Source organism: Vibrio sp. NH-7 (genome assembly GCF_053643215.1).
Genome location: NZ_CM132187.1, coordinates 1,745,910 through 1,766,317, shown reverse-complemented (window position 1 = coordinate 1,766,317; position 20,408 = coordinate 1,745,910). Strand labels below are relative to the sequence as shown.

The window sequence follows — 20,408 nt, the reverse complement described above, 5'->3', positions numbered from 1 at the left end:
AAATGTCGTATCTCACTTTGGAACAATACCAAAGAAAATGGATTTTCACTCACCAATCAATGCCTGTGCCAGAGGAAGATCTCGCGGCGATTAAACCGATGGATCAAGCCCGCGCGTCACAGCTGTGGAAAGAAAACATCAGTGCTCAAAGCCCCGACGCTGATCGCCTCAGCTCCAGTGATTGGCCTATGCGAGAATCCAACTGGAAAGAGACCGTAGATTGGATGGCGGCGTGGGAGTCTGATGACGACGCGATGCCAGAAGAAGTCCTCGCGTTTTTGGATTGGCAAGACGACGTCACAGTGTACTTTTGTTATGAAAAATACAACGTGATTGAAACCAAATGGTCTACGTTCAAGAAGCATTGGAAGAACTTTTTATTTTACGATGATGGTCCGATTCTAATTGGTCGCAGACGCAGTGAAGCGTTGTGGTTTGACTCAAAAGGTAATGTCAAACTGGGTCATCGAAAATGATAAAAGCAGGCTTAGCCTGCTTTTACGCAATATTGACGACTTTTCTTAGGTGAACAAGAAGCTTGTGGGCGCTTTCACCTGACATGTTGTACGGGTCAAAATGTTTACTTGACGAGTACCGCAGATTAACTGGGCTTGTCAATTCTATGTTCGGTACATAACCCATACTCCACTCTCCAAACTCCCTCTCAGCAACTTCTGTATACTCAAGTAGTATGACTTTCTTGTGTCGCCTGTCGTTCAAAATATGTTGGTAAATCGCGTTAACTTGAGAGCGTGAGCCTTCGAGGCACTGTAAAAAATAGTCTTGGCTGAACAGTAGTAAACCAGTCACACCAACAGAAGCATTGTTTTTTTTGGATATGCTGAGTAGCTCTTCAATATCATTTTGCGTCAAGTTGTCGCAGACGGTGCTCGCATAAATCAGTCGCACTAGAAACATGCCGTCTCCTCAGTTATTGGGCTTGTCCAATAAAGTATATGCCATAAATTACATATAAGGGTTTTCGCCCTATACTGAAGTTATCAGTAATCGATTAGAGCAGACGAATGGATGATAGGATACTGAGCTCCGTTGTAGAAATTACCGAGCAGAGAAACTCAATCTCATTAGGACACTGTCTCTTGGCGACACTTACTGAGATGATGCCAGTCCAAAGTGCTTGTTTGACGCATTTCATTGCCAATACAAGGGTGATTATTGCCAAAGTGACCAAAAGTGAAACAGAACATCATTACGATTGGGTATATGAACCGAATCTGGATAAAAACTCATATCATGACCATGCTAGGTCAACGCCTACCACCGAAACAATAAGTAAATCGCATTCTCGAATTAGTTATCCCATCCCCATTTCTGATGACAGCTCCGCTGAACTGGTTGTAGATATCGATGGTGATGCCTCTAACTATCAACTTCTTATTGATGGTTTTGCAAAAATCTACAAAAACTATTTGGTGGTATTGCATGAGAGTGAGCGTGATAAGTTAACCGGGTTACTCAATCGTCGTACACTTGAAGAGAGGTTGTCGCAAAGCTTCGATCTGGTCTCTCCTCGTGAAGGGGGAGAGCATATGTGGGTGGCAATTATTGATTTAGACCATTTCAAGTCTATCAACGACCAATTTGGTCACATGATCGGTGATGAGATTTTGCTGATGTTTTCACAGCAGATGCAGAACTACTTTTGCGACAACGAGCAGTTGTTTCGGTTTGGTGGTGAAGAATTTGTCGTTTTACTTCCTCAGCAAGACCAATCCCATGCATACGACAAGCTGGAGGGATTCAGAAAGCACATCGAAAAATACCGTTTTCCTCAAGTTCAGCAGATCACTCTAAGTTGCGGATTGTGTGCAATCTCGCGCCATGAGTATCTACCGACTATTTTAGGCTACGCCGATAAAGCGTTGTACTTAGCAAAAACAGAAGGACGAAACCAGATCCGTAGCTATGATGAACTAGCAAAAGATAACAGACAAAATCAAGATATTGATCCATTTAGTGATGTGGAGCTGTTCTAAGATCCAAAAAGATCCTCTAAGCGAATGAATTGTAAAGCGTATACCCATAAATAAATTGTGATTTTAAGCCCAAATTAGGTCCTCTCTTTTGCGCAAACTATGTAATTTGTTATCATTTTTTAGACAAGTGGAATTTAGAGTGACAATTTAGTCAGTTATAGATTAAGTGCAGGGATGATTGTGGATACAAATAAAGCGCAATTAAAAAAAGATTTTTATGCTCAGATAAGCCATCTGCAGGCATATTGTCAGCCGCAGACTAAGCCCACTTTATCGCTACTGACTGAAGAAGAGTTACGCGAGTTAGAATCGCTTTGGATTGAGCACTTCATGTGGAAAACAAAGCAAAATCATTGACCCAGCCCCTGAGCCTATTTGAACAAACCCCAAACGTTGCATGTTGGGGTTTTTTATTGCCTTGAAGTTAAATTGTTATATTATAACAAAAGTGAACTAATCGTTGATTTATCCAGTATCAGTCCCCATAGTTAGAACAAATAAGAGATTTCTAGAATGATAGAAATAGAAGCAAGTGAGATTCGAGTGAGTAGGGATATGGCGGAAGTAAGAGCCAGAGTCGACTTCAAAGTCGGTGCCAAGAGTAATATTGATGCAGAACTGTTATCGTTTTCTGGACTGAAAACAGATAAAGAGCACGTTGCAGTCATTTTTAAACATGCAGACCAGACTCAAGAGGCACCGATGGTTCGTATGCACTCAGAGTGTTTAACTGGCGATGTCTTCCATTCTTCACGCTGTGATTGTGGAGAACAACTCGACGAGACGATAAACCGTATGGGTGAGTCTGGCGGGATCATCTTGTACTTAAGGCAAGAAGGTCGTGGCATCGGTTTATACAATAAAATCGATGCGTATAAATTGCAAAGTCAGGGCATGAACACCTACGAAGCTAACAATCACCTAGGCTTTGGTGATGACCTGCGTGACTTCACTGAAGCGGCGCAGATGTTAAAAGCTCTGAACGTTAACAAAATTCGCTTGGTGACCAATAATCCGAAGAAGATTCGTGAACTTAAAGAACACGGCATAGAAATCGAGCAAGTTGTCAATACATCAGCCCATGTTAAAGATGGAAATGAAGGTTACCTGAAAGCTAAAGCGTCTCACGGTAATCACCAATTAAAGCTGTAAGCCCCTGTTTCATCTATGTTGATAAAAGCCTCACTTTTGTGAGGCTTTTTTGTATGCCTCTTGCAATAAAATTGTAAATTTGTATGATTGCGCCTTAGTAGTGCAAATGATAATAATTAGCACTAATAAATAATAACGATTATTAAGCTCAACAAGGATGCTTTTCAATGAATGTAAAATCTCTATTGGCGCAATCAGTCGCTGCTTCTTTGGTATTGGCGAGCAGCTCGGTTTTTGCTGCGAAAGTGACCCAAGAACAGGTTGTAGAACATTACGCAGACATCGCGCATGCGGTTTTTGAAGATTCACTGACGACCGCAAAGAAGCTAGATAAGTCTATCGAATCTTTCCTAGCAGCACCTTCCGCTGCAAAGCTAGAAGAAGTAAAACAAGCTTGGCTAGACTCTCGCGTTCCTTATCAACAATCTGAGGTGTTCCGTTTTGGTAACGCAGTTGTGGATGATTGGGAAGGGCAGTTGAATGCATGGCCGCTCGATGAAGGTCTTATCGATTATGTATCGACTGATTACCAGCACGAGCTAGGTAACGAAGGTGCAAATGCAAATATTGTCGCGAATAAGCAGCTTAAAATTGGCGCTACAACAATGGACGTTTCACAACTGACGCCAAAAGCGATTGCAGATTTGAATGAAATCGGCGGCTCTGAGGCAAACGTCGCTTCAGGCTACCACGCGATTGAATTCTTGCTATGGGGCCAAGACCTAAATGGTACTAATGCGGGAGCCGGTCAGCGTCCTTACACAGACTTTGTGGTGGGTGAAGGCTGTACGAACGGCAACTGTGAGCGTCGTGGCGAGTACCTAAAAGCGACAGCTCAACTGCTAATCCAAGATCTAGAATGGATGGAAAAGCAGTGGTCAGCGGACGAGAAGGGTAACTACCGCGCAGAATTACTCTCTGACTCTTCAGAAAACGGCCTGCGTAAAATGCTATTTGGTATGGGTTCACTGTCTCTTGGTGAACTTGCGGGCGAGCGTATGAAAGTGGCATTAGAAGCAAACTCGACGGAAGACGAGCACGATTGTTTCTCTGACAATACGCACAACTCTCACTACTACAACGAGCAGGGTATTTACAACGTTTACACGGGTTTGTACAAGCGTCAGGACGGTACATTGCTCTCGGGACCAAGCATTAATGATCTCGTTGCTCAAAAAGACCAGCAAGCAGCAAAAGAGATCCAGAAGCAATTTGATGTCACACGTTCACAAGTCGGTCAATTGGTGACATCTGCAGAAAACAACGGTGAGTTCTTCGATCAACTTATCGCATCTGGAAACGTGAAAGGCAACGCGCTGGTGAACGAAACAATTATGTCACTGGTTGCGCAAACGGCTTCAATTGAGCGTGCGGCAAAAATTGTTGGAATTAACAGCCTAAACCCAGATACGGCTGATCACGAATTTTAATCCGATTTCTGATCATGCAAGGGCTCCTTTGAGCCCTTTTTGTTGTTTTTATAACCTTACATTTAATGAGAATATTTCTTGTTTACATATTTTAAATGATAAGGTTTTGCTATGAGCGCTAGGTATCATGTTTTACAAATTCTCCTTTCTTTCAGCATTACTCATTACTAGCACTGTGGTATCTGCCTACGAGGTTGCGTCTGGTGGTGGCACGTCAGTAAAAAAAGACGGCGCGAATGCCTATTCTTTGCCCGCGGGTAACTTACCGATGTCCAAACGTTTGGATTTTAGCGTTGGTAATAGCTTCTTTCGAAATCCATGGGTTCAGGCTCCTGCGTCAACCGATGCGCGTGACGGTTTAGGTCCGCTATTTAATACCAATGGTTGTCAAAACTGTCATATCAAAGATGGTCGAGGGCACCCTCCGGAAAAGGGCGATTTGCATGCAGTTTCTATGTTAGTGAGGCTGAGTATCCCCGCAATGACGCCTGAGCAGAAAGCCGCTTTTATTAAAGATGGTGTTATCCCAGAACCCACTTACGGTGGTCAGCTACAAGATTTTGCGCTTCAAGACCAAACACCTGAAGGGCAAATCAAAATCACCTACAGTGATCATCCTGTCACATTCAAAGATGGTACCGTCGTTACGTTGAGAAAACCTAAGCTCGAAATTACTGAGCTTGGTTATGGAGCGATGCACCCAGACACGCAGTTTTCTGCTCGAGTAGCGCCGCCCATGATTGGATTAGGTTTACTTGAGAGTATTCCCGATGAAACCTTGCAACGATGGGCTGACGAGCAAGACCGAGATGGTGACGGGATCTCCGGTAAAACCAACAAAGTGTGGGATGTGCAAGCGAATGATTTTGCGATTGGCCGATTTGGCTGGAAAGCGGGTCAGCCAAATTTAATGCAGCAAAATGCCGCCGCATTTAACGGCGATGTCGGTCTAACAAGCTATCTGTTTCCGAAAGAGAACTGCACTGCCAGTCAGACACTGTGTGACGAGTTGCCAAATGGAGGAAATCCAGAAGTAAGTGAAAAAATTCTCAACTTTGTCGAATTCTATTCACAACATTTAGCGGTGCCAATCCGTCGCAATTTAGATGATCCTTTGGTTCAAAAAGGCCAGGCGCTGTTCGCAAAAGCGGGCTGTGAGAGTTGCCATAAGACGAATGTGAAAACTGGCGAACGTGAAGGACTGCCTGCGCTTTCAAATCAGATAATCCACCCTTATACCGACATGTTGCTTCATGATATGGGAGAGGGGCTCGCGGATAACAGACCTGAGTATCTAGCCAATGGGCGCGAATGGCGCACGGCGCCGCTTTGGGGTATCGGTTACACTGAAGAAGTCAACGGACACACCTATTTCCTACACGATGGACGAGCGCGAAACCTAATGGAAGCGGTGCTTTGGCATGGCGGAGAAGCGGAAAACGCGAAGCAGACGGTGCTTACTTTTAGTCAAACTGAGCGTGATGCGTTAATCACATTTCTCAACTCACTGTAAGGGTTCAACATGAATAGGTTTCAGATAACGGCAGCGTCCGTTGCATTGATGGGGCTCTTTGGTTGTCAGTCTCAGTCAGACAAAATCACCGAGCCAGAGCTGACGAATCATGCCAGTCAAGGCGTCTATCAAGTTGAGTATTATGCCGCTCAGAAATTTGCCCAGCAGAGTGATTTGTTGAGTCGTCAGTTTGAACAGTATTGCGCAGAATCGGTGTCGCTCGATGCTACTCGACAGCAGTGGCGCAGCACGATGGAAAGCTGGATGGCGCTGCAAGGTCAAGAGCGAGGCCCAGAGGCGGCACTTGCACAAAGCTGGAATGTCCAATTTTGGCCAGACAAAAAAAATACCACAGGGCGGAAGATGTCGAGCCTAATTCGACAAGACAAAGCGTGGTCCGCATCCGAGATAGCGCAGCAAAGCGTGACGGTTCAAGGTCTCGGATCACTGGAATGGCTGCTCTATGATGAGAGCTCATCGCTCGCGCCTCAAAGCCGTGTCTGTCATACGGCAATTGCGATTAGCCAGAACTTAAATAACAACGCCAATGCGATTTACGCTGCATGGCAAACGAATCCTTGGAAGCGCTTAGATGACAAAGCATGGACATCTGAGTACATCGCTTTGCTGTCTAATCAGCTCGAATACAGCATGAAGAAAATGAGTCGACCATTGGCTAAATTTGGCCAACCTCGACCTTACTTTACTGAATCTTGGCGCTCTCAAACATCAATGACGCAATTGAAAGCGAATGTCATCTCAATGCGAGAACTCTATCTGGCAAATGGGCAAGGGTTGGATGCGTTGCTTCGTCAAAGAGGATATTCGGATCTGGCTAATCGTATCTTGAGGCAGTTCGATATGACGATAGAGACATGGCCTGTTGATGTCAGTTTGTTTGATTTGCTCCAATCGAAAGAAGGGTATCGCTTGGCTTACTCGAACTACAACAAGTTAGAGCAGTTAAAATATTTGATTCACGAAGAAGTGGCGATTGAACTGGGTGTCGTAATAGGATTTAACGCAACTGATGGTGACTGATAAGACAAGGCGCTCATTGCTCAAAGCGGCACTTTTTGGCGCTGCCGCCCCGATACTGCCATTAGGTTGTACCTCGACACCTTCACGCCGAGAGCCTGCTTTGATCGGCTGCGCGATTAAGGGACGAGGACAGTACAGTGCGGTTGTTGCCGATGAATTTGGCTCGCCACTGTTTCACATCCCGTTGCCAGAGCGCGGTCATGGCGTGGCAACCAATAAACGATTTCGTCACGGGGTGGCATTTGCACGTCGGCCAGGCACATTTTTTGTTGTCTTTGACTATCAAACTGGTGAGGTCGTTAACGTTCGTTCTGCCCATGTAAAACGTCACTTTTATGGCCATGGCGTCTACTCGAATGATGGTCAATGGCTATATGCCACCGAAGGTGAGCGTGATACCAGTAAAGGAATTATAGGCGTTTATGACGTGGTCGCGGGTTACGAGAAAGTCGCGGAGTTCACCGATTTTGGCCTAGGTCCGCATGAAGTGATCATGATGCCCAATGACACCTTGGCGATTGGTGTCGGCGGTGTCCATACTGACGGGCGAAAGCCGCTTAACTTGTCGACAATGATGCCAAGTTTGAGTTATTTGGATCGCAACGGCGAGTTGATTGAACAGCAGACCCTTGCCGACCGTCACTTAAGTATTCGCCACTTAGCCCATGACGGAAGCGAGACTGTGTTGTGTGGTCAACAATATCGAGGTGAACCAGACGAGTACCCTGCGTTGCTAGCGATACATAAAAAGGGAGAATCGCTGACCTCTCTTGAGGCAGAGCCTGAGCAGTGGGCTAGGTTCAATCACTACATCGCAAGCATCGCGGCGACCGAAGATTGGATCTTGGCCACATCCCCTCGAGGTAACTGTTATGGGATATGGTCGAAACAAAGTCGGCAGCTGGTGGAGTTGGCCCCATTGCCAGATGCTTCCGGTGTCGTCGCGCATGATAGACATTTTCGAGTCAGCTCCGGAGCGGGCAGTGTGATCACTCAGTCTTCTCCGAGTGATAAAAGCACATTTCAGTCTGGGGTGCAGTGGGATAACCATTGGTCAGCAATCGCCTAGGTGCGCTGCGTTAGAACAGTAAATTATTAATAAAAGTTTGAATTACCAAGACCTTTATTAAATTCTTAAAAACAAGTCACACTATCTTCAATCTTCTCTGCCATACTTTCTTTTATCAGCGTAAAAAGGGATGTGTTATGAGGGTTTGGAAAACTTGGTTGTTGATGGTGTGGTTGTTTCCGTTACAGGTTTTTGCCTCAGATTATTTCCATCAATTAGGGTGGACAAGTGCTGATAGCAAACTGAATGCGTTGCTACAGTATCCGTCTGTGGTCGAACAAATCTACCAAGAAAACGGCGAACAGCTTATTTGGTTTGATCTTCAGCAGGGTAGTAGTCTTGAGTTCCAGTTGGAGGTGATTCAACACGCAGGATTTAGTCCGCTGTTTTCCCGACAATTAAGCTATTTACAGTTTTATCGTAAGAGCAATCGTTGGTTTGAATATGATCTCTTGGCGACAGATACCTTGCTCCTATATCTTAACTATGCGGAAAAAGCCAAAACCAATGGTGGAGAATGGTTTTTTGAGCGCAAGTTGACTGAATCGCTGCAGCCTATCCCTACAGATGCTGTAGTCGCAGTCCGACGAGCCGTTGCCAATCAGCAGTTGTCGGCGCTGATTGAGTCCTACACGCCAGACAGCCCAGACTACCTTCGCTTGATTGATACCTACCTACATATTTCCAAACACGACAAACGCAATATCCCTTTGCTTGAGCAAGGCGGTTTGATCAAAGTCGGCGACAAGCTACTTGATAGAGAGCTTCTTTTAGAGCGCCTAAGCGTCGTTGATGTCGATCTGGCAAACGTTAGGCGTGATGTCACTTATTACGACATGAGTCTAGTCCCTGCGATTAAGCAGTTTCAGAAGTTGCATGGATTAAAAGAAGACGGTGTCATCGGTCCTGAAACAGCTAAGTGGCTCAATGTGTCGATGAAAGATCGATTAACAACATTGGCGTTGAATGCCGAACGGATTCGCTATTGGCCGAGCGATAAAGACACCATAATTGTCGTTAATGTGCCCAGTTATGAAATGACCTACTGGCATGGGGGAAAAAACGTATTTGAATCGAAAGTGGTGGTGGGTCGCCAAGCAAGACCGACCCCTCTGATGATCACCAACCTTGATACATTGATCCTCAATCCGACTTGGAATGTACCGTGGAAAATTATGGTTGAGGACATCATTCCTAAAATGAAAGAGGATCCTGAATACCTCACCAGGCAACACATTGAGATTTTGCCCAAGTGGGGTTCGAAAGAACGTATTGATCCGCAGCAAATAGATTGGGACGCGATGAACCCTAAGTCGTTTCCTTATCGGATGACCCAACGCTCTGGCAACCAAAATGCACTAGGACTTTATAAGTTCAACACCCCGAACAAACGTGCTATTTACCTGCATGATACTCCGAGCAAAGGGCTTTTTAACGAGCCTCAGCGAGCGTTTAGTTCTGGGTGTATTCGAGTCGAACACGCGGATGTTTTTGCTTCTCGCCTACTTGAACATCAAGGGCTGACGAAAAGTAAACTCTCAGCGGAGGCGGATCGCTCGAACAAGAAAATCCCTCTTCGTAAACGTATCCCCGTACACATCATCTATCAAACCGCTTGGTTTGAAGAAGGCAAAACCCACTACAGAGAAGATATTTATCAGCTAGATACCTTTGGTTACACAAAAGGGTGAGATTGACCTAAAAATGACAATTCACTCATCGAACTATTTTTTGTATTTCGATCAAAGGTTAAGCAATAAAAGCTGCGATTTTGCATATTGTGAGCACGATTTATGCATTTGCACTTCATATAAGAGTTAGGTAGTGTCATTTCGCGACACGTTTCCAATAAACCGTTATATGAAGGCATTTTGTTGTGGATTTTTCACGAAGAGATTTTATTAAATTAGCAGGGAGTGGCTTAGTCGTTGCGAGTTGTGCGCCAAGTTTGGCTTTCGCTTCACTCCCCGATGAACCGAGAGCATTAGCACTTAAAGCGCTTAATACCGGTGAAGAACTAGAAGCGTGCTACTTTGATGGTCAGAAATATGTCAAAAACGAACTTTCTCGCATTGACCATTTGTGCCGCGATTTCCGCCGTAATGAAGTTCACACCATGGATAAATACCTATTTGACCAAATCTCTCTCATTCAGTCAGAGTTAGGGGTTGAGTCTGAAGTGATTGTCATTTCTGGATATCGCTCTCCTGCGACGAATGAAGCGCTTCGAAGCAATTCAGGTGGCGTCGCGAAGAAAAGCTATCACATGCTTGGTCAAGCCATCGATTTCCGTCTTGATGGTGTCAATCTAAAACAAGTGCGAGATGCTGCAATCAGCTTAAAAGCGGGTGGCGTTGGCTATTACCCTCGCAGTAACTTTATTCATATTGACACCGGTCCAGTACGCTATTGGTCGTAGCACGCTAAGGCAATAAGGTTGCGACTATTGTCAAATAACCAGCCAGATGTCATAGTTCAGCCAGTTTAGCTATAGATAAAGGTTCGTTTATGTCTTTGAAGTACCAAGTTGTTCCCGTTACCTCGTTTTCTCAAAATTGTTCTATCGTTTGGTGCGATGAAACAATGGAAGGGGTAGTGGTGGATCCCGGCGGTGATGTAAAACAACTTGCAATGCTTATCAAAGAGCTCGGTGTGAAGGTTGTCAAACTCGTACTGACTCATGGCCACTTAGACCATGTAGGGGGCACTGAACCGCTTGCGGCAGAGCTTGGTGGAATTGAAATCGTTGGCCCTCATAAAGATGACAACTTTTGGCTGCAAGGTCTAGAAAACCAAAGCCAGATGTTTGGTTTTCCGCTTACCGAAGCGTTTGAACCTCATCAATGGTTGGAAGAGGGTGACAAAGTCGTATTCGGGAATCAGGTTATGGACGTGATTCATACACCAGGGCACACGCCAGGTCATGTGGTACTGTTTAGTAACGAAGCCAAACTTGCCTTTGTCGGAGATGTACTGTTTAACGGTTCTATTGGCCGTACTGATTTTCCCAAAGGCGATTTCAACACACTGATTAGCTCTATCAAGACTAAGCTCTGGCCTTTAGGAAATGAGGTGCGCTTCGTTCCTGGTCATGGTCCAGAATCCACTTTTGGCCGCGAGCGAGCATCAAACCCGTTTGTGGCCGATGAGATGCCGTTGTACTAAATGGCCGTTTAGACATTTCAAAAAGACCGCTGAGTGCGGTCTTTTTAGTTTTCTAGGCAGGATTTCAATCTGCTTCTGCGGCGGCAAGATAGCGCCGCGTCAAACCAACGAACTCTTCTATGGGTCGATCGAGATCTTGTGCCGAGATAAAAATATCGTAATCAAAATAGCGTCTTTGATAAGCCATTCGGTTAGCGAGCATGGCTTGCAACCCTTTAAACTCTTCACCGCGGTTGTTTTTGTAGGGCGTTGAATCAAGCACAATGTCCTCAAATCGGGTGCCTTGATTGTGTTGCCGTGCGCCAAGGTAAAGCAGCGCCCGTTGGCTCAACAGTATTTCTGTCGCAATTCGAGGACAAATGCTCTCTAGGTAGGGCGAGTAGTCTTTGAGCTTGATGCCAATCCAGGGTAGGGGCTGTTGCCACCCTTCTTGATCGTAATGACAAATGCCGATCTTGCTTATGTTCGTCCATTTTACGACCCAACCGCCTTTGAACAGGTGTTGCTGAAAATGAGTGGCAGTTAAGGTGTAGCCTACGGTTGCTTTTTGAATCATCAGGTAGGCAAAGCCAATCACTGAGCAAACCGCCACTAGGGTTAAAAGGGCTTGTTGCAATCCCGGCGCATACATAACCAGAAATAAGACGCCGATGGTGAGCAACCATCCGACTATCTTGGCAAATGGTGAGCGAAAATCTAGCGGTTGATTGGATAAGTGCAGTGTTTCCATAGCGGCCACTCGTGACGTTTAAACCTCTGTTTATATATTCAGTAGTTAGGAAAAAGATCATAAACCCTATTGATTAAATTGTAGTCTGATAACCGGATATCACGCATTTTTGGTCTATAAAGCTGACCATACGCTGTAAATGACTGCAAAATTTTGGTATAAATCGCGCTTCAAATTTTCACCACTGCTCCGTATGCAGTGAAATGGAGAAATACTCGATGAGACTTGCTCATAAGCGCAAAGTGCAGATGAAACTGCAAAAGCGTATTAAAGCGACAGTTGCAAATGTAGCAGCAACAAAGAAAGCGAAGCCTGTAGTTGAGAAGAAAGTAGCTGCAGCGCCAGCAGCGGAGAAAGTTGTTGTAGCTAAAGCAACTGACGTTGCATTAACGCCAAAACAGCAACAAGTTCTGGATATCGTTGTGGCAAATGCGGAAGGCATTAACCCTAAAGGTATCGGCCTAGAAGCAGGCCAGGAAGATGCGAAAGCAGCATCTTGGGCGACGGGTGCTCTTAAAAAACTACTAGAAGAGAATCTAGTGGTCAAAGAGCAGCTAGCGGGCAACAAGGTTATCTACAAAGCTGTTTAGTAACCGCTCTGCTTACCTAGTGATATTCATTAGGCATAATGCTTTAGAAGCCTCGACGTGTTCGAGGCTTTCTGTTTTATAAACCCAAGCGCATAAAAACGACCTACTTGTCACACTTATTACATTTTTCCTACATTTCTAGTCAAAATTTGTTTCTACGTATATCTTGCTTGTTTTTTCCTGCTTCTTATTTCTAACTTATTAATTTTCATAGCGCTAGATAATTTGTAGTACGTATTACTACGTACGCCATAAGTATTACGCTGTTTGTAATTGTTAATAACAGTGCGTGTTCTCGCTGATTTCATCTTTTCATGTCTTGTACGACTCTTTAACCGGAACAGAAACTACCTATGAAGGTATGTCGGCTAACAAAGGACGTGAACATGAGTCTTATCAAACAATCTTTAAAACGAGTACTAAAAGGTACAGCAGTGGCTGCGGCGCTAATGATGGCGGCGACATCGGTTAGTGCTGCAGAAAAAGTGTATCGCTTGAAACTGGCGGAAACGTGGGGACCAAATTTCCCGATTTTTGGTGACGCGACCAAAAACATGGCAAAGATGGCTGAGGAAATGTCAAACGGTCGTTTGCAAATTCGCATCGACTCTGCAAACAAGCACAAAGCGCCATTGGGTGTTTTCGATATGGTGAAATCAGGCCAGTATGATCTTGGCCATTCTGCGTCTTACTACTGGAAAGGCAAAGTACCTAACACTCTTTATTTCACTTCAATGCCTTTCGGTATGCTGCCAACAGAGCAGTACGCTTGGTTCTACTACGGTGGCGGCATGGAGCTGATGGAAAAGGTTTACGCTCCTCATAACCTGCTTTCTTTCCCTGGTGGTAACACGGATACCCAGATGGGCGGCTGGTTCCAAAAAGAGATCAACTCAGTTGAAGACCTACAAGGTTTGAAAATGCGTATTCCAGGTTTTGCCGGTGAAATCCTTGCTGAGCTTGGCGCTAAACCGACGAACATTGCCCCTGGTGAGCTGTACACTTCTTTAGAGCGTCGTACCATCGATGCGCTTGAGTGGGTTGGTCCATCACTCGATTTGCGTATGGGTTTCCACAAAATTGCACCTTACTACTACACAGGTTGGCATGAGCCAGGGACGGAACTTCAGTTCTTAGTCAACAAACGTGTGTGGGAACGTCTACCAGATGATCTAAAAGCGATCCTTCAAGTGGCAATGAAAACCGCTGCTTACGATATGTACACTCAATCTAAGCATGAAAGTGGCAAAAACTGGGCGTCTATCCAATCTGAGTACCCGAATGTTCAGGTTAAAGACTTCCCAGAAGAGGTCATGACGGCGCTGCGTGAAGCAAATGATCGTCTATTGAAGGCACACGCTGAGAAAGATGCAATGGCGAAAGAAATTCAACAATCGCAAGCAGACTACATCAACCAAGTTCGTCCGTGGTCTAACATTTCGCACCGTGCATACCTAAATAGCCAAGCTCAATAACAAAAACACATAAATCAAAATGCTGACTGGGTGACACTGTCACCTTGTCAGCGAAGCCCAAGAAATCTAATCAAACTAAACGCCACCTTTAAGTGGCGTTTCATTCAAAATTCCATGGAGTAGGGAATGAGAAGCCTAATTTATATTGAGCGAGCGTTTAATCGCTTTGGTGACTTCCTTGGATGGTTATCAAGCATTTTGTTTATCTTGTTGCTTGCTAATGTCGTCTATGACGTTGTAATGCGTTACGTGTTTAACGATGTCTCTATTGCATTCCAAGAGATGGAATGGCACCTGTTTTCTGCTGTATTTTTGTTAGGTGTTCCCTACGCGATCAAAGCTGGGGGCCATGTACGAGTCGACCTTTTCTATGAGCGCTTATCGAATAAAGCGCAGGCCATTATCGATGTGTTAGGCACACTTTTTTTCCTTTTCCCATTTTGCCTACTGGTTGCCTATTACGGTATCGACTTTGCGAAGGAGAGTTACGCGCTAGGAGAGACTTCGGGTGACCCTGGTGGCTTACCTTATCGCTGGATCATTAAAGCGATGATCCCTTTATCATTCTTCTTTATGGCAGTCAGTGGCGTAGGCTTGTTGCTGCATTCAATCAATAAGATTGTGAATCCTCACCTTCTTTACCAAGCAAGTCAGAACCAAAAGTCGGAGAGCTAATCATGGTCGGTATTGTAATGTTTTTCGTTGCCTTGTTCGCTCTACTACTTGGCTTCCCTGTTGCGTTTACCTTTGGTGGTATCGCGTTGATCTTTGGTGTTTGGGCAGAAGGTTGGGAGATGTTTGCCTTCATGCCGTATCGAATTCAGTCGATCATGGAAAACACCGTCCTGATGGCTGTGCCACTGTTTGTTTTCATGGGCCTAGTGCTGCAAAAAACTCGCCTTGCGGAACAGTTGCTTGAGTCAATGGGCAAGTTGTTTGGCGGTGTACGTGGGGGGATTGCGATCTCAACCGTATTGGTTGGCGCGCTGCTCGCGGCATCAACGGGTGTGGTAGGGGCTTCGGTCGTTGCGATGGGGCTTATCTCATTGCCTGTGATGCTCAAGTACAACTACGATAAAGGTCTTGCCTGCGGTACGATTTGTGCGTCAGGAACGTTGGGGCAGATCATCCCACCTTCTATCGTTTTGATTCTGCTGGGTGATGTATTGGGCGTGCCTGTTGGTGATCTTTTCCAAGCGGCGGTGTGGCCGGGCCTTGTCTTAGTGGGGGCTTATGTCATCTATATCCTTATCTACGCGAAGCTAAACCCAGAGGCTGCGCAACCTATCCCTAGCGATGGCACGATGGATCGCAAGCAAGAGGTAATCACGGCATTGAAAGCGGTTATCCCGCCACTCGCACTGATTGTTGTGGTTCTCGGTTCTATCTTCGCCGGTGTTGCAACGCCAACAGAATCGGCAGCGCTAGGTGGTGCTGGTGCGATTATTCTTGCACTTCTATACGGTCAGTTTAGTTGGTCGATGGTCTATGAGGCAGCCAAAGAAACCGTCAAAGTAACGGCAATGGTGTTCGCGATTCTACTCGGTGCAACGGCTTTCTCTATGGCGTTTACTTATACGGGCGGTGACTACTTAGTCGAAGAGTGGATGCTGAATATCCCAGGTGAGAAATGGGGCTTCCTCATCATCACGATGCTTGTCATTTTGGTGCTTGGTTTCTTTATCGACTTCGTGGAAATCTGTTTCATCATTGTTCCTATTTTGGCGCCTGTTGCCGAGATCCTAGGCATCAATATGACGTGGTTTGCAATTCTTATCGCTATGAACCTTCAGACCTCATTCCTAACGCCTCCATTTGGTTTTAGCTTGTTCTATCTAAAAGGGGTAGCTCCGAAAGGCGTCACAACACAAGACATCTACCGAGGGGTAATGCCATTTATCGCAATTCAGATACTGGTTCTCGCTAGTTTGTTGGTTTTCCCCGAGTTTTACGGAATGTGACCGCATAGTTACAGATAATTAACAATCATTGCTATAGTTAAGCCGCTTACTGGCCGTAAGCGGCTTTCGTTGTATTAAGGGGAATGGAATGCCTCTACAAGCTAAACTTATTTTGCTCAGCCTTGTCCCGTTATTACTGGTAACGGCGATCACCAGTTGGATCTCTATTTACCAAGCTCAAACCCTTGGCAAAAAGGAAGTCGAGTTATTTCGTGCTGGTTTGATCAAATCTAAAGAGACCGCACTTAAAGACAGTGTGGATCTCGCGTTTGACGCCATTTCTCATATTTATAATGACCCGAATCTATCGGAAGAGGTTGCGAAACAAGAAGTAAAACAGATCATCGACAAGCTGCGTTATGGTACGGAAGGAGATGGGTATTTCTTCGCTTATGACGAGACGGGCGTTAATCTTGTTCATCCCATCATTCCTGAATTAGTGGGTCAGAACCTGATTGATATTCAGGATGAAAATGGTGACTTTCTGATTGCAGCCTTGTTACACCAAGCTCGAAACGGGGGAGGCTATCACGAATATCTTTGGCAAAAACCCTCCTCAGGGGAAAGTGTTCCGAAGCTAAGCTATGCCGCTTGGCTAGATAAATGGAACTGGATGATCGGAACGGGTCTCTACATTGAAGACATTTCCAAAGAGGTGGCTCGGCTTCAATCCGAAATCAACAAGAACATCGAAACCACCTTCTTTACAGTGATTCTCATTATGATTGTGACGGTTGCCGTGATTGTCGTGATCACGTTGGCGGTCAATCTACACGAGCACAAGCTAGCAGATCGAAGCTTAAAAGAGTTGGCGCACAAAACCGTGATGTTTCAAGAAGATGAGAAAAAGCATCTTGCCAGAGAGTTACATGATGGCATCAATCAACTTTTGGTGTCGAGTAAATGTCATCTCGAACTGCTCAGCAATAAAATTGACCAACCCGAGTTGCAGCAGCATCTCGTCAAGTCTCAGCATTCCTTGATGACAGCAATCAATGAAGTTCGTCATATCTCACACCAACTTCGCCCCAGTGCGCTGGATGACATTGGCTTACAGGCTGCCATGAACAGTCTGCTGCAAGACTTTAAAGCGCATTCCGGTGTTGAGGTGGAGTCGTCACTGACGACCGAGTCAGGCAAGTTAAAGTCCGAAGTGGCAACGACGCTTTATCGGGTGGCGCAAGAATCCTTGACCAACATCGGAAAACACGCCAATGCCAACAAAGTCAGCGTGATTTTGCAGCAAATGGGCAATATGCTACAGCTTATTATTAGAGATGATGGTGTAGGGTTTGACGTTTCTACAGCCATGCGTAAACAAGGGATTGGCTTACGTAACATGCGTGAGCGCGTCGAGTTTATCGGCGGAGATTTTGAAATTGAAAGTGAGCCGGGCTTTGGTACCGAGATCACTGTGCTCTTAGAACTGGATGGATTGGTGTATGGGTGATGTAATCAAAGTTGTTATCGCAGACGACCACCAGGTGGTACTCGATGGATTTATGGCTCGTTTACAAATGGAGCCTGAAATCGAGGTTATCGGGACAGCAAGTAATGGGTTAGAGGCGGTAGAAAGGGTAAAACAGTTGAAGCCCGATGTGGTTTTGATGGACGTCAGTATGCCAATCATGAATGGCATTGAGGCGACAAATATGATCCGCGAAGAAAACCCGCAAGCGAAAATTTTGATGTTAACCATGCATGACAACCGCGAATACATAATGAAGGTCATGCAAGTGGGCGCGGTCGGTTACATGCTTAAGGAAATCAGTGCGGATAAGATGGTTCAGGCCATCAAAACGGTTAATCAAGGCTCGACGTACTTTTGTGAGTCCGTGACTCAAACGCTGTTTTCTCAAGATGTCGTTCCCGCCAGCCAAAAGCCAAACCCACTGAGCCGACGAGAAGAGGCGGTACTCAAGCTTGTCGCACAGGGGCATAGCAGCAAAAAGGTCGCTGCTATGCTCAACATCAGCTATCGAACCGTTGAGACTCATCGACAGAACATCAAACACAAGCTCGATTTACACAGTACGGCTGAGCTCGCCAAATACGCGGTTGAACGTGGATTGGTCGACTAGTGATATTGGGTCAGTTAGTATGCGTTTGACCGAACAAATCAAGTATGCACAATGAGTTACCCTAAGAATCTTCACCAGCATTATCATGCCCACGTTTATTTTGACGAGCACACAAGTGATACCGCCTATTCGCTTCGTGGTTACGCTCGCGAGGAATTAAAGCTTTCTGTTGGACGCTTTAACCGTGGTCTTGTTGGCCCACATCTAAGCTGGAGCTTTTCCATCGATTTTGACTCAAAGCAGTTTGACAAGGTTATTGATTGGCTTGATAAAAATCGTCAGGAGATGTCCGTGTTGGTGCACGCCGTGACAGATAACGAATACCAAGACCATACGGATTTTGCCTACTGGTTAGGTGAGCCTCTTCCTCTTAAGTTGTCAATTTTTGATGCTTAATCAACGAACTTTGTCCTTCACGACAAAGAACCTGATTTGTCACTAAAATAGCCTTACCTGTATAAGGCGTCCTCTGAATCTATTCATTGGACAACTATTATGATGAACCCACTTATCGACGCTTTGTTTACTCAGGGCTACTATGTTTGGGATGATTTTCTATCCGCTCAAGAGGTCTCAGAACTCAAAGAGTGTATACCTGAGAATTGGAAGAAAGCTCGTATTGGTCGCAATGAAGAAGTGACTCGAGAGTCTTCCATTCGCAGTGACAAAATTCAGTGGCTCACACCAAGTATGGGTACGCCCGTCGCCAATTACCTGAGCAAGATGGAGCAAATTCGGTTGGAAGCGAATCGCCATTTCTTCTTGGGGTTATTCGAATATGAAGCGCACTTTGCCAAGTATGAGAAAGGTGATTTTTATCAAAAGCATCTGGACTGCTTTCAAGGCAATGAAAACCGTCGCCTGACCACGGTCTTTTATATGAACGACGAGTGGAGTGAGGAAGATGCCGGAGAGTTGGTTGTGTATGATTTAGATGACAACCCGCTGATGACCCTGCCACCAAAGTCAGGTCGCCTGTTTGTGTTCTTATCTGAGCAGTTTCCACACGAAGTGTTGCCCACCAATACCGAGCGCTTTAGTATCGCAGGTTGGTTTCGCGTTAACGGCGTAAAAGATAACCAACTTGATATTGCTCGCTAGAGACCGTTTACCAAGATCGCGTTGTTTGCGATCTTGGCAAGTTGATCTTAAAAGCAAAAATGGCAGTTCTCTTTGGTTAAACCAAATCGTCCTTCGCGGCTCGCGATATGTTTTGCTCCCTCTTTTGTACCCATCTCATAGCCCCTCATTAAAACGTTGTGATTCATGGTCAATCGTTTAACGTTAAATGTATCATCAGGGGCGATCACACGTACCGTGACGCCAGTCGGTGGATTGCGGATGAACTCAAGCGATTGGTTATAACGGCTAGCTCTTTGTGCCATGGCTTTGGCGATCATTGGCTGCTTTGCCAATAGTTTATCCATCAACCACGAATGACGCATAGGTGGCATTTCATAGCTGAGTGGATGAGAGAGAATGACGGTGATCTCGTTTGCACCTTGGCGGTAGGCTTCGATAACAGGAATGGAGTCCGCCACTCCGCCGTCGGTATAACAGCCGCCAGAAAAGCATGGCGTGGCTTTATAGGCAATAGGCAGCGCGCTGGTGGCTTCAAGAACAGCAGTGATGTTCTCTGTATTTACTTGGTAGTACTCCGCATTGCCTGTTTCAATATTGGTTGTTGTGGCAATCAGGGGTAGGTTTGAGAATAACGTCGCATCATCAAGAGGAAAGCGTTTATTCGATTCAGCAACCAGCCATTTTACATCCACTAAATTTCCGCCTTTGACGAACCGTTTTGGATTGAAAAACGCTCTATCAGTCGCTAATTCACAAATCACTTTTTGGCTTCTGCCATGCTGTTTAGACAAATAACCAACAAGGTTTGATGCCCCAGCAGACACTCCGATGGCAAAATCAAACTCATAGTAATCCTCTTCGATAAAGCGATCTAACACACCCGCAGCAAAAATACCACGCATCGCTCCGCCTTCAACAACCAATGCTTTCATAACTTTTTTCTATCTAGTTCAGGATAGTTGTGATCCTATGAAAGAGCGCCAAGACGGTCTAATCGGCTTTACTAATTATTGGAATAGGCAAAACCAAATGGTCGCTTCGCTGGTTTTTGATAACCTGTTTTTATACACAGTATTATTTGACGATCTACAGAACTCAACTATACTGTATGCATAAACAGA

22 protein-coding genes are annotated in these 20,408 nt (G+C 45.3%); 19 read left to right on the top strand and 3 right to left on the bottom strand.

Going from position 1 to position 20,408, the window contains the following annotated elements:
- Window positions 1–2 precede the first annotated feature (2 nt).
- Window positions 3–476, top strand: coding sequence for a DUF2947 domain-containing protein (locus ACUALS_RS08185; RefSeq protein ID WP_038213888.1), 474 nt, complete (start codon window positions 3–5; stop codon window positions 474–476).
- A 22-nt stretch (window positions 477–498) separates the two neighbouring features.
- Here the strand turns inward: ACUALS_RS08185 and ACUALS_RS08180 are convergent, their stop codons facing one another.
- Window positions 499–918, bottom strand: coding sequence for a BLUF domain-containing protein (locus ACUALS_RS08180; RefSeq protein ID WP_331399790.1), 420 nt, complete (start codon window positions 916–918; stop codon window positions 499–501).
- 107 nt (window positions 919–1,025) lie between these two features.
- Here ACUALS_RS08180 and ACUALS_RS08175 point away from each other — a divergent pair, with 107 nt between their 5' ends.
- The 10 genes from ACUALS_RS08175 (at window position 1,026) to ACUALS_RS08130 (ending at window position 11,367) form a co-directional block, all read left to right on the top strand.
- On the top strand, window positions 1,026–1,997 hold the full coding sequence (locus ACUALS_RS08175) for a GGDEF domain-containing protein (RefSeq protein ID WP_334474585.1): 972 nt from the start codon (window positions 1,026–1,028) through the stop codon (window positions 1,995–1,997).
- A gap of 174 nt (window positions 1,998–2,171) precedes the next feature.
- Window positions 2,172–2,354, top strand: a complete 183-nt coding sequence (locus ACUALS_RS08170) for a hypothetical protein (RefSeq protein WP_072016669.1) — start codon at window positions 2,172–2,174, stop codon at window positions 2,352–2,354.
- Window positions 2,355–2,510: 156 nt separating this feature from the next.
- Entirely contained in the window at window positions 2,511–3,149 is a 639-nt protein-coding gene (locus ACUALS_RS08165) for a GTP cyclohydrolase II (protein ID WP_269976915.1), read from the top strand.
- 167 nt (window positions 3,150–3,316) lie between these two features.
- A complete protein-coding gene (locus tag ACUALS_RS08160; RefSeq protein WP_039479609.1) occupies window positions 3,317–4,579 on the top strand; it encodes an imelysin family protein in 1,263 nt (420 codons plus the stop codon).
- A 127-nt stretch (window positions 4,580–4,706) separates the two neighbouring features.
- A complete protein-coding gene (locus tag ACUALS_RS08155) occupies window positions 4,707–6,092 on the top strand; it encodes a di-heme oxidoreductase family protein (protein ID WP_454448134.1) in 1,386 nt (461 codons plus the stop codon).
- Between the two features lie 9 nt (window positions 6,093–6,101).
- On the top strand, window positions 6,102–7,133 hold the full coding sequence (locus tag ACUALS_RS08150) for an imelysin family protein (RefSeq protein WP_454448133.1): 1,032 nt from the start codon (window positions 6,102–6,104) through the stop codon (window positions 7,131–7,133).
- A complete protein-coding gene (locus tag ACUALS_RS08145) occupies window positions 7,123–8,202 on the top strand; it encodes a DUF1513 domain-containing protein (protein WP_454448132.1) in 1,080 nt (359 codons plus the stop codon). The genes ACUALS_RS08150 and ACUALS_RS08145 overlap by 11 nt, the downstream gene beginning before the upstream one ends.
- A gap of 137 nt (window positions 8,203–8,339) precedes the next feature.
- Window positions 8,340–9,893 (top strand): L,D-transpeptidase family protein, encoded by a 1,554-nt coding sequence (locus tag ACUALS_RS08140; protein WP_454448131.1) that lies wholly within the window; start codon window positions 8,340–8,342, stop codon window positions 9,891–9,893.
- Window positions 9,894–10,078: 185 nt separating this feature from the next.
- On the top strand, window positions 10,079–10,621 hold the full coding sequence (locus tag ACUALS_RS08135) for a YcbK family protein (RefSeq protein ID WP_005471928.1): 543 nt from the start codon (window positions 10,079–10,081) through the stop codon (window positions 10,619–10,621).
- 89 nt (window positions 10,622–10,710) lie between these two features.
- Entirely contained in the window at window positions 10,711–11,367 is a 657-nt protein-coding gene (locus ACUALS_RS08130; protein ID WP_005472085.1) for an MBL fold metallo-hydrolase, read from the top strand.
- A gap of 64 nt (window positions 11,368–11,431) precedes the next feature.
- On the opposite strand, the gene ACUALS_RS08125 is transcribed toward ACUALS_RS08130, so the two are convergent.
- A complete protein-coding gene (locus ACUALS_RS08125; RefSeq protein ID WP_038191890.1) occupies window positions 11,432–12,097 on the bottom strand; it encodes a DUF2982 domain-containing protein in 666 nt (221 codons plus the stop codon).
- Window positions 12,098–12,315: 218 nt separating this feature from the next.
- On the opposite strand from ACUALS_RS08125, the gene ACUALS_RS08120 reads away from it, so the two are divergent.
- The 8 genes from ACUALS_RS08120 (at window position 12,316) to ACUALS_RS08085 (ending at window position 19,305) form a co-directional block, all read left to right on the top strand.
- Window positions 12,316–12,687, top strand: coding sequence for a hypothetical protein (locus tag ACUALS_RS08120; protein WP_038134371.1), 372 nt, complete (start codon window positions 12,316–12,318; stop codon window positions 12,685–12,687).
- Window positions 12,688–13,073: 386 nt separating this feature from the next.
- The gene (locus ACUALS_RS08115; protein WP_038191892.1) at window positions 13,074–14,162 is read left to right on the top strand and encodes a TRAP transporter substrate-binding protein; all 1,089 of its coding nucleotides are present in this window, start codon (window positions 13,074–13,076) and stop codon (window positions 14,160–14,162) included.
- 126 nt (window positions 14,163–14,288) lie between these two features.
- Window positions 14,289–14,837, top strand: coding sequence for a TRAP transporter small permease subunit (locus ACUALS_RS08110; protein WP_005472145.1), 549 nt, complete (start codon window positions 14,289–14,291; stop codon window positions 14,835–14,837).
- Window positions 14,838–14,839: 2 nt separating this feature from the next.
- Complete coding sequence (locus tag ACUALS_RS08105; RefSeq protein WP_005472108.1) at window positions 14,840–16,123, top strand: TRAP transporter large permease; 1,284 nt, start codon at window positions 14,840–14,842, stop codon at window positions 16,121–16,123.
- Window positions 16,124–16,211: 88 nt separating this feature from the next.
- Window positions 16,212–17,573, top strand: a complete 1,362-nt coding sequence (locus ACUALS_RS08100) for a cache domain-containing protein (RefSeq protein ID WP_454448130.1) — start codon at window positions 16,212–16,214, stop codon at window positions 17,571–17,573.
- Window positions 17,566–18,204 carry a response regulator gene (locus ACUALS_RS08095; RefSeq protein ID WP_005472015.1) on the top strand — a complete coding sequence of 213 codons (639 nt, stop codon included), beginning with the start codon at window positions 17,566–17,568 and terminating at the stop codon, window positions 18,202–18,204. Before ACUALS_RS08100 ends, ACUALS_RS08095 begins: the two co-directional genes overlap by 8 nt.
- A 51-nt stretch (window positions 18,205–18,255) precedes the next feature.
- Window positions 18,256–18,600, top strand: a complete 345-nt coding sequence (locus tag ACUALS_RS08090) for a DOPA 4,5-dioxygenase family protein (protein ID WP_454448129.1) — start codon at window positions 18,256–18,258, stop codon at window positions 18,598–18,600.
- 102 nt (window positions 18,601–18,702) lie between these two features.
- Window positions 18,703–19,305, top strand: coding sequence for a 2OG-Fe(II) oxygenase (locus ACUALS_RS08085; RefSeq protein WP_038134730.1), 603 nt, complete (start codon window positions 18,703–18,705; stop codon window positions 19,303–19,305).
- Window positions 19,306–19,352: 47 nt separating this feature from the next.
- Here ACUALS_RS08085 and ACUALS_RS08080 read toward each other — a convergent pair whose 3' ends face one another.
- Window positions 19,353–20,219, bottom strand: coding sequence for a patatin-like phospholipase family protein (locus tag ACUALS_RS08080; RefSeq protein ID WP_454448128.1), 867 nt, complete (start codon window positions 20,217–20,219; stop codon window positions 19,353–19,355).
- Between the last annotated feature and the right edge of the window lie 189 nt (window positions 20,220–20,408).

Excerpts from the sequence above, each read along its gene's own strand:
- ACUALS_RS08185 (WP_038213888.1), top strand. The coding sequence starts at position 3 with ATGTCGTATCTCACTTTGGAACAATACCAAAGAAAATGGATTTTCACT.
- ACUALS_RS08180 (WP_331399790.1), bottom strand. The coding sequence starts at position 918 with ATGTTTCTAGTGCGACTGATTTATGCGAGCACCGTCTGCGACAACTTG.
- ACUALS_RS08175 (WP_334474585.1), top strand. The coding sequence starts at position 1,026 with ATGGATGATAGGATACTGAGCTCCGTTGTAGAAATTACCGAGCAGAGA.
- ACUALS_RS08170 (WP_072016669.1), top strand. The coding sequence starts at position 2,172 with ATGATTGTGGATACAAATAAAGCGCAATTAAAAAAAGATTTTTATGCT.
- ACUALS_RS08165 (WP_269976915.1), top strand. The coding sequence starts at position 2,511 with ATGATAGAAATAGAAGCAAGTGAGATTCGAGTGAGTAGGGATATGGCG.
- ACUALS_RS08160 (WP_039479609.1), top strand. The coding sequence starts at position 3,317 with ATGAATGTAAAATCTCTATTGGCGCAATCAGTCGCTGCTTCTTTGGTA.
- ACUALS_RS08155 (WP_454448134.1), top strand. The coding sequence starts at position 4,707 with ATGTTTTACAAATTCTCCTTTCTTTCAGCATTACTCATTACTAGCACT.
- ACUALS_RS08150 (WP_454448133.1), top strand. The coding sequence starts at position 6,102 with ATGAATAGGTTTCAGATAACGGCAGCGTCCGTTGCATTGATGGGGCTC.
- ACUALS_RS08145 (WP_454448132.1), top strand. The coding sequence starts at position 7,123 with ATGGTGACTGATAAGACAAGGCGCTCATTGCTCAAAGCGGCACTTTTT.
- ACUALS_RS08140 (WP_454448131.1), top strand. The coding sequence starts at position 8,340 with ATGAGGGTTTGGAAAACTTGGTTGTTGATGGTGTGGTTGTTTCCGTTA.
- ACUALS_RS08130 (WP_005472085.1), top strand. The coding sequence starts at position 10,711 with ATGTCTTTGAAGTACCAAGTTGTTCCCGTTACCTCGTTTTCTCAAAAT.
- ACUALS_RS08125 (WP_038191890.1), bottom strand. The coding sequence starts at position 12,097 with ATGGAAACACTGCACTTATCCAATCAACCGCTAGATTTTCGCTCACCA.
- ACUALS_RS08120 (WP_038134371.1), top strand. The coding sequence starts at position 12,316 with ATGAGACTTGCTCATAAGCGCAAAGTGCAGATGAAACTGCAAAAGCGT.
- ACUALS_RS08115 (WP_038191892.1), top strand. The coding sequence starts at position 13,074 with ATGAGTCTTATCAAACAATCTTTAAAACGAGTACTAAAAGGTACAGCA.
- ACUALS_RS08110 (WP_005472145.1), top strand. The coding sequence starts at position 14,289 with ATGAGAAGCCTAATTTATATTGAGCGAGCGTTTAATCGCTTTGGTGAC.
- ACUALS_RS08105 (WP_005472108.1), top strand. The coding sequence starts at position 14,840 with ATGGTCGGTATTGTAATGTTTTTCGTTGCCTTGTTCGCTCTACTACTT.
- ACUALS_RS08100 (WP_454448130.1), top strand. The coding sequence starts at position 16,212 with ATGCCTCTACAAGCTAAACTTATTTTGCTCAGCCTTGTCCCGTTATTA.
- ACUALS_RS08095 (WP_005472015.1), top strand. The coding sequence starts at position 17,566 with ATGGGTGATGTAATCAAAGTTGTTATCGCAGACGACCACCAGGTGGTA.
- ACUALS_RS08090 (WP_454448129.1), top strand. The coding sequence starts at position 18,256 with ATGAGTTACCCTAAGAATCTTCACCAGCATTATCATGCCCACGTTTAT.
- ACUALS_RS08085 (WP_038134730.1), top strand. The coding sequence starts at position 18,703 with ATGAACCCACTTATCGACGCTTTGTTTACTCAGGGCTACTATGTTTGG.
- ACUALS_RS08080 (WP_454448128.1), bottom strand. The coding sequence starts at position 20,219 with ATGAAAGCATTGGTTGTTGAAGGCGGAGCGATGCGTGGTATTTTTGCT.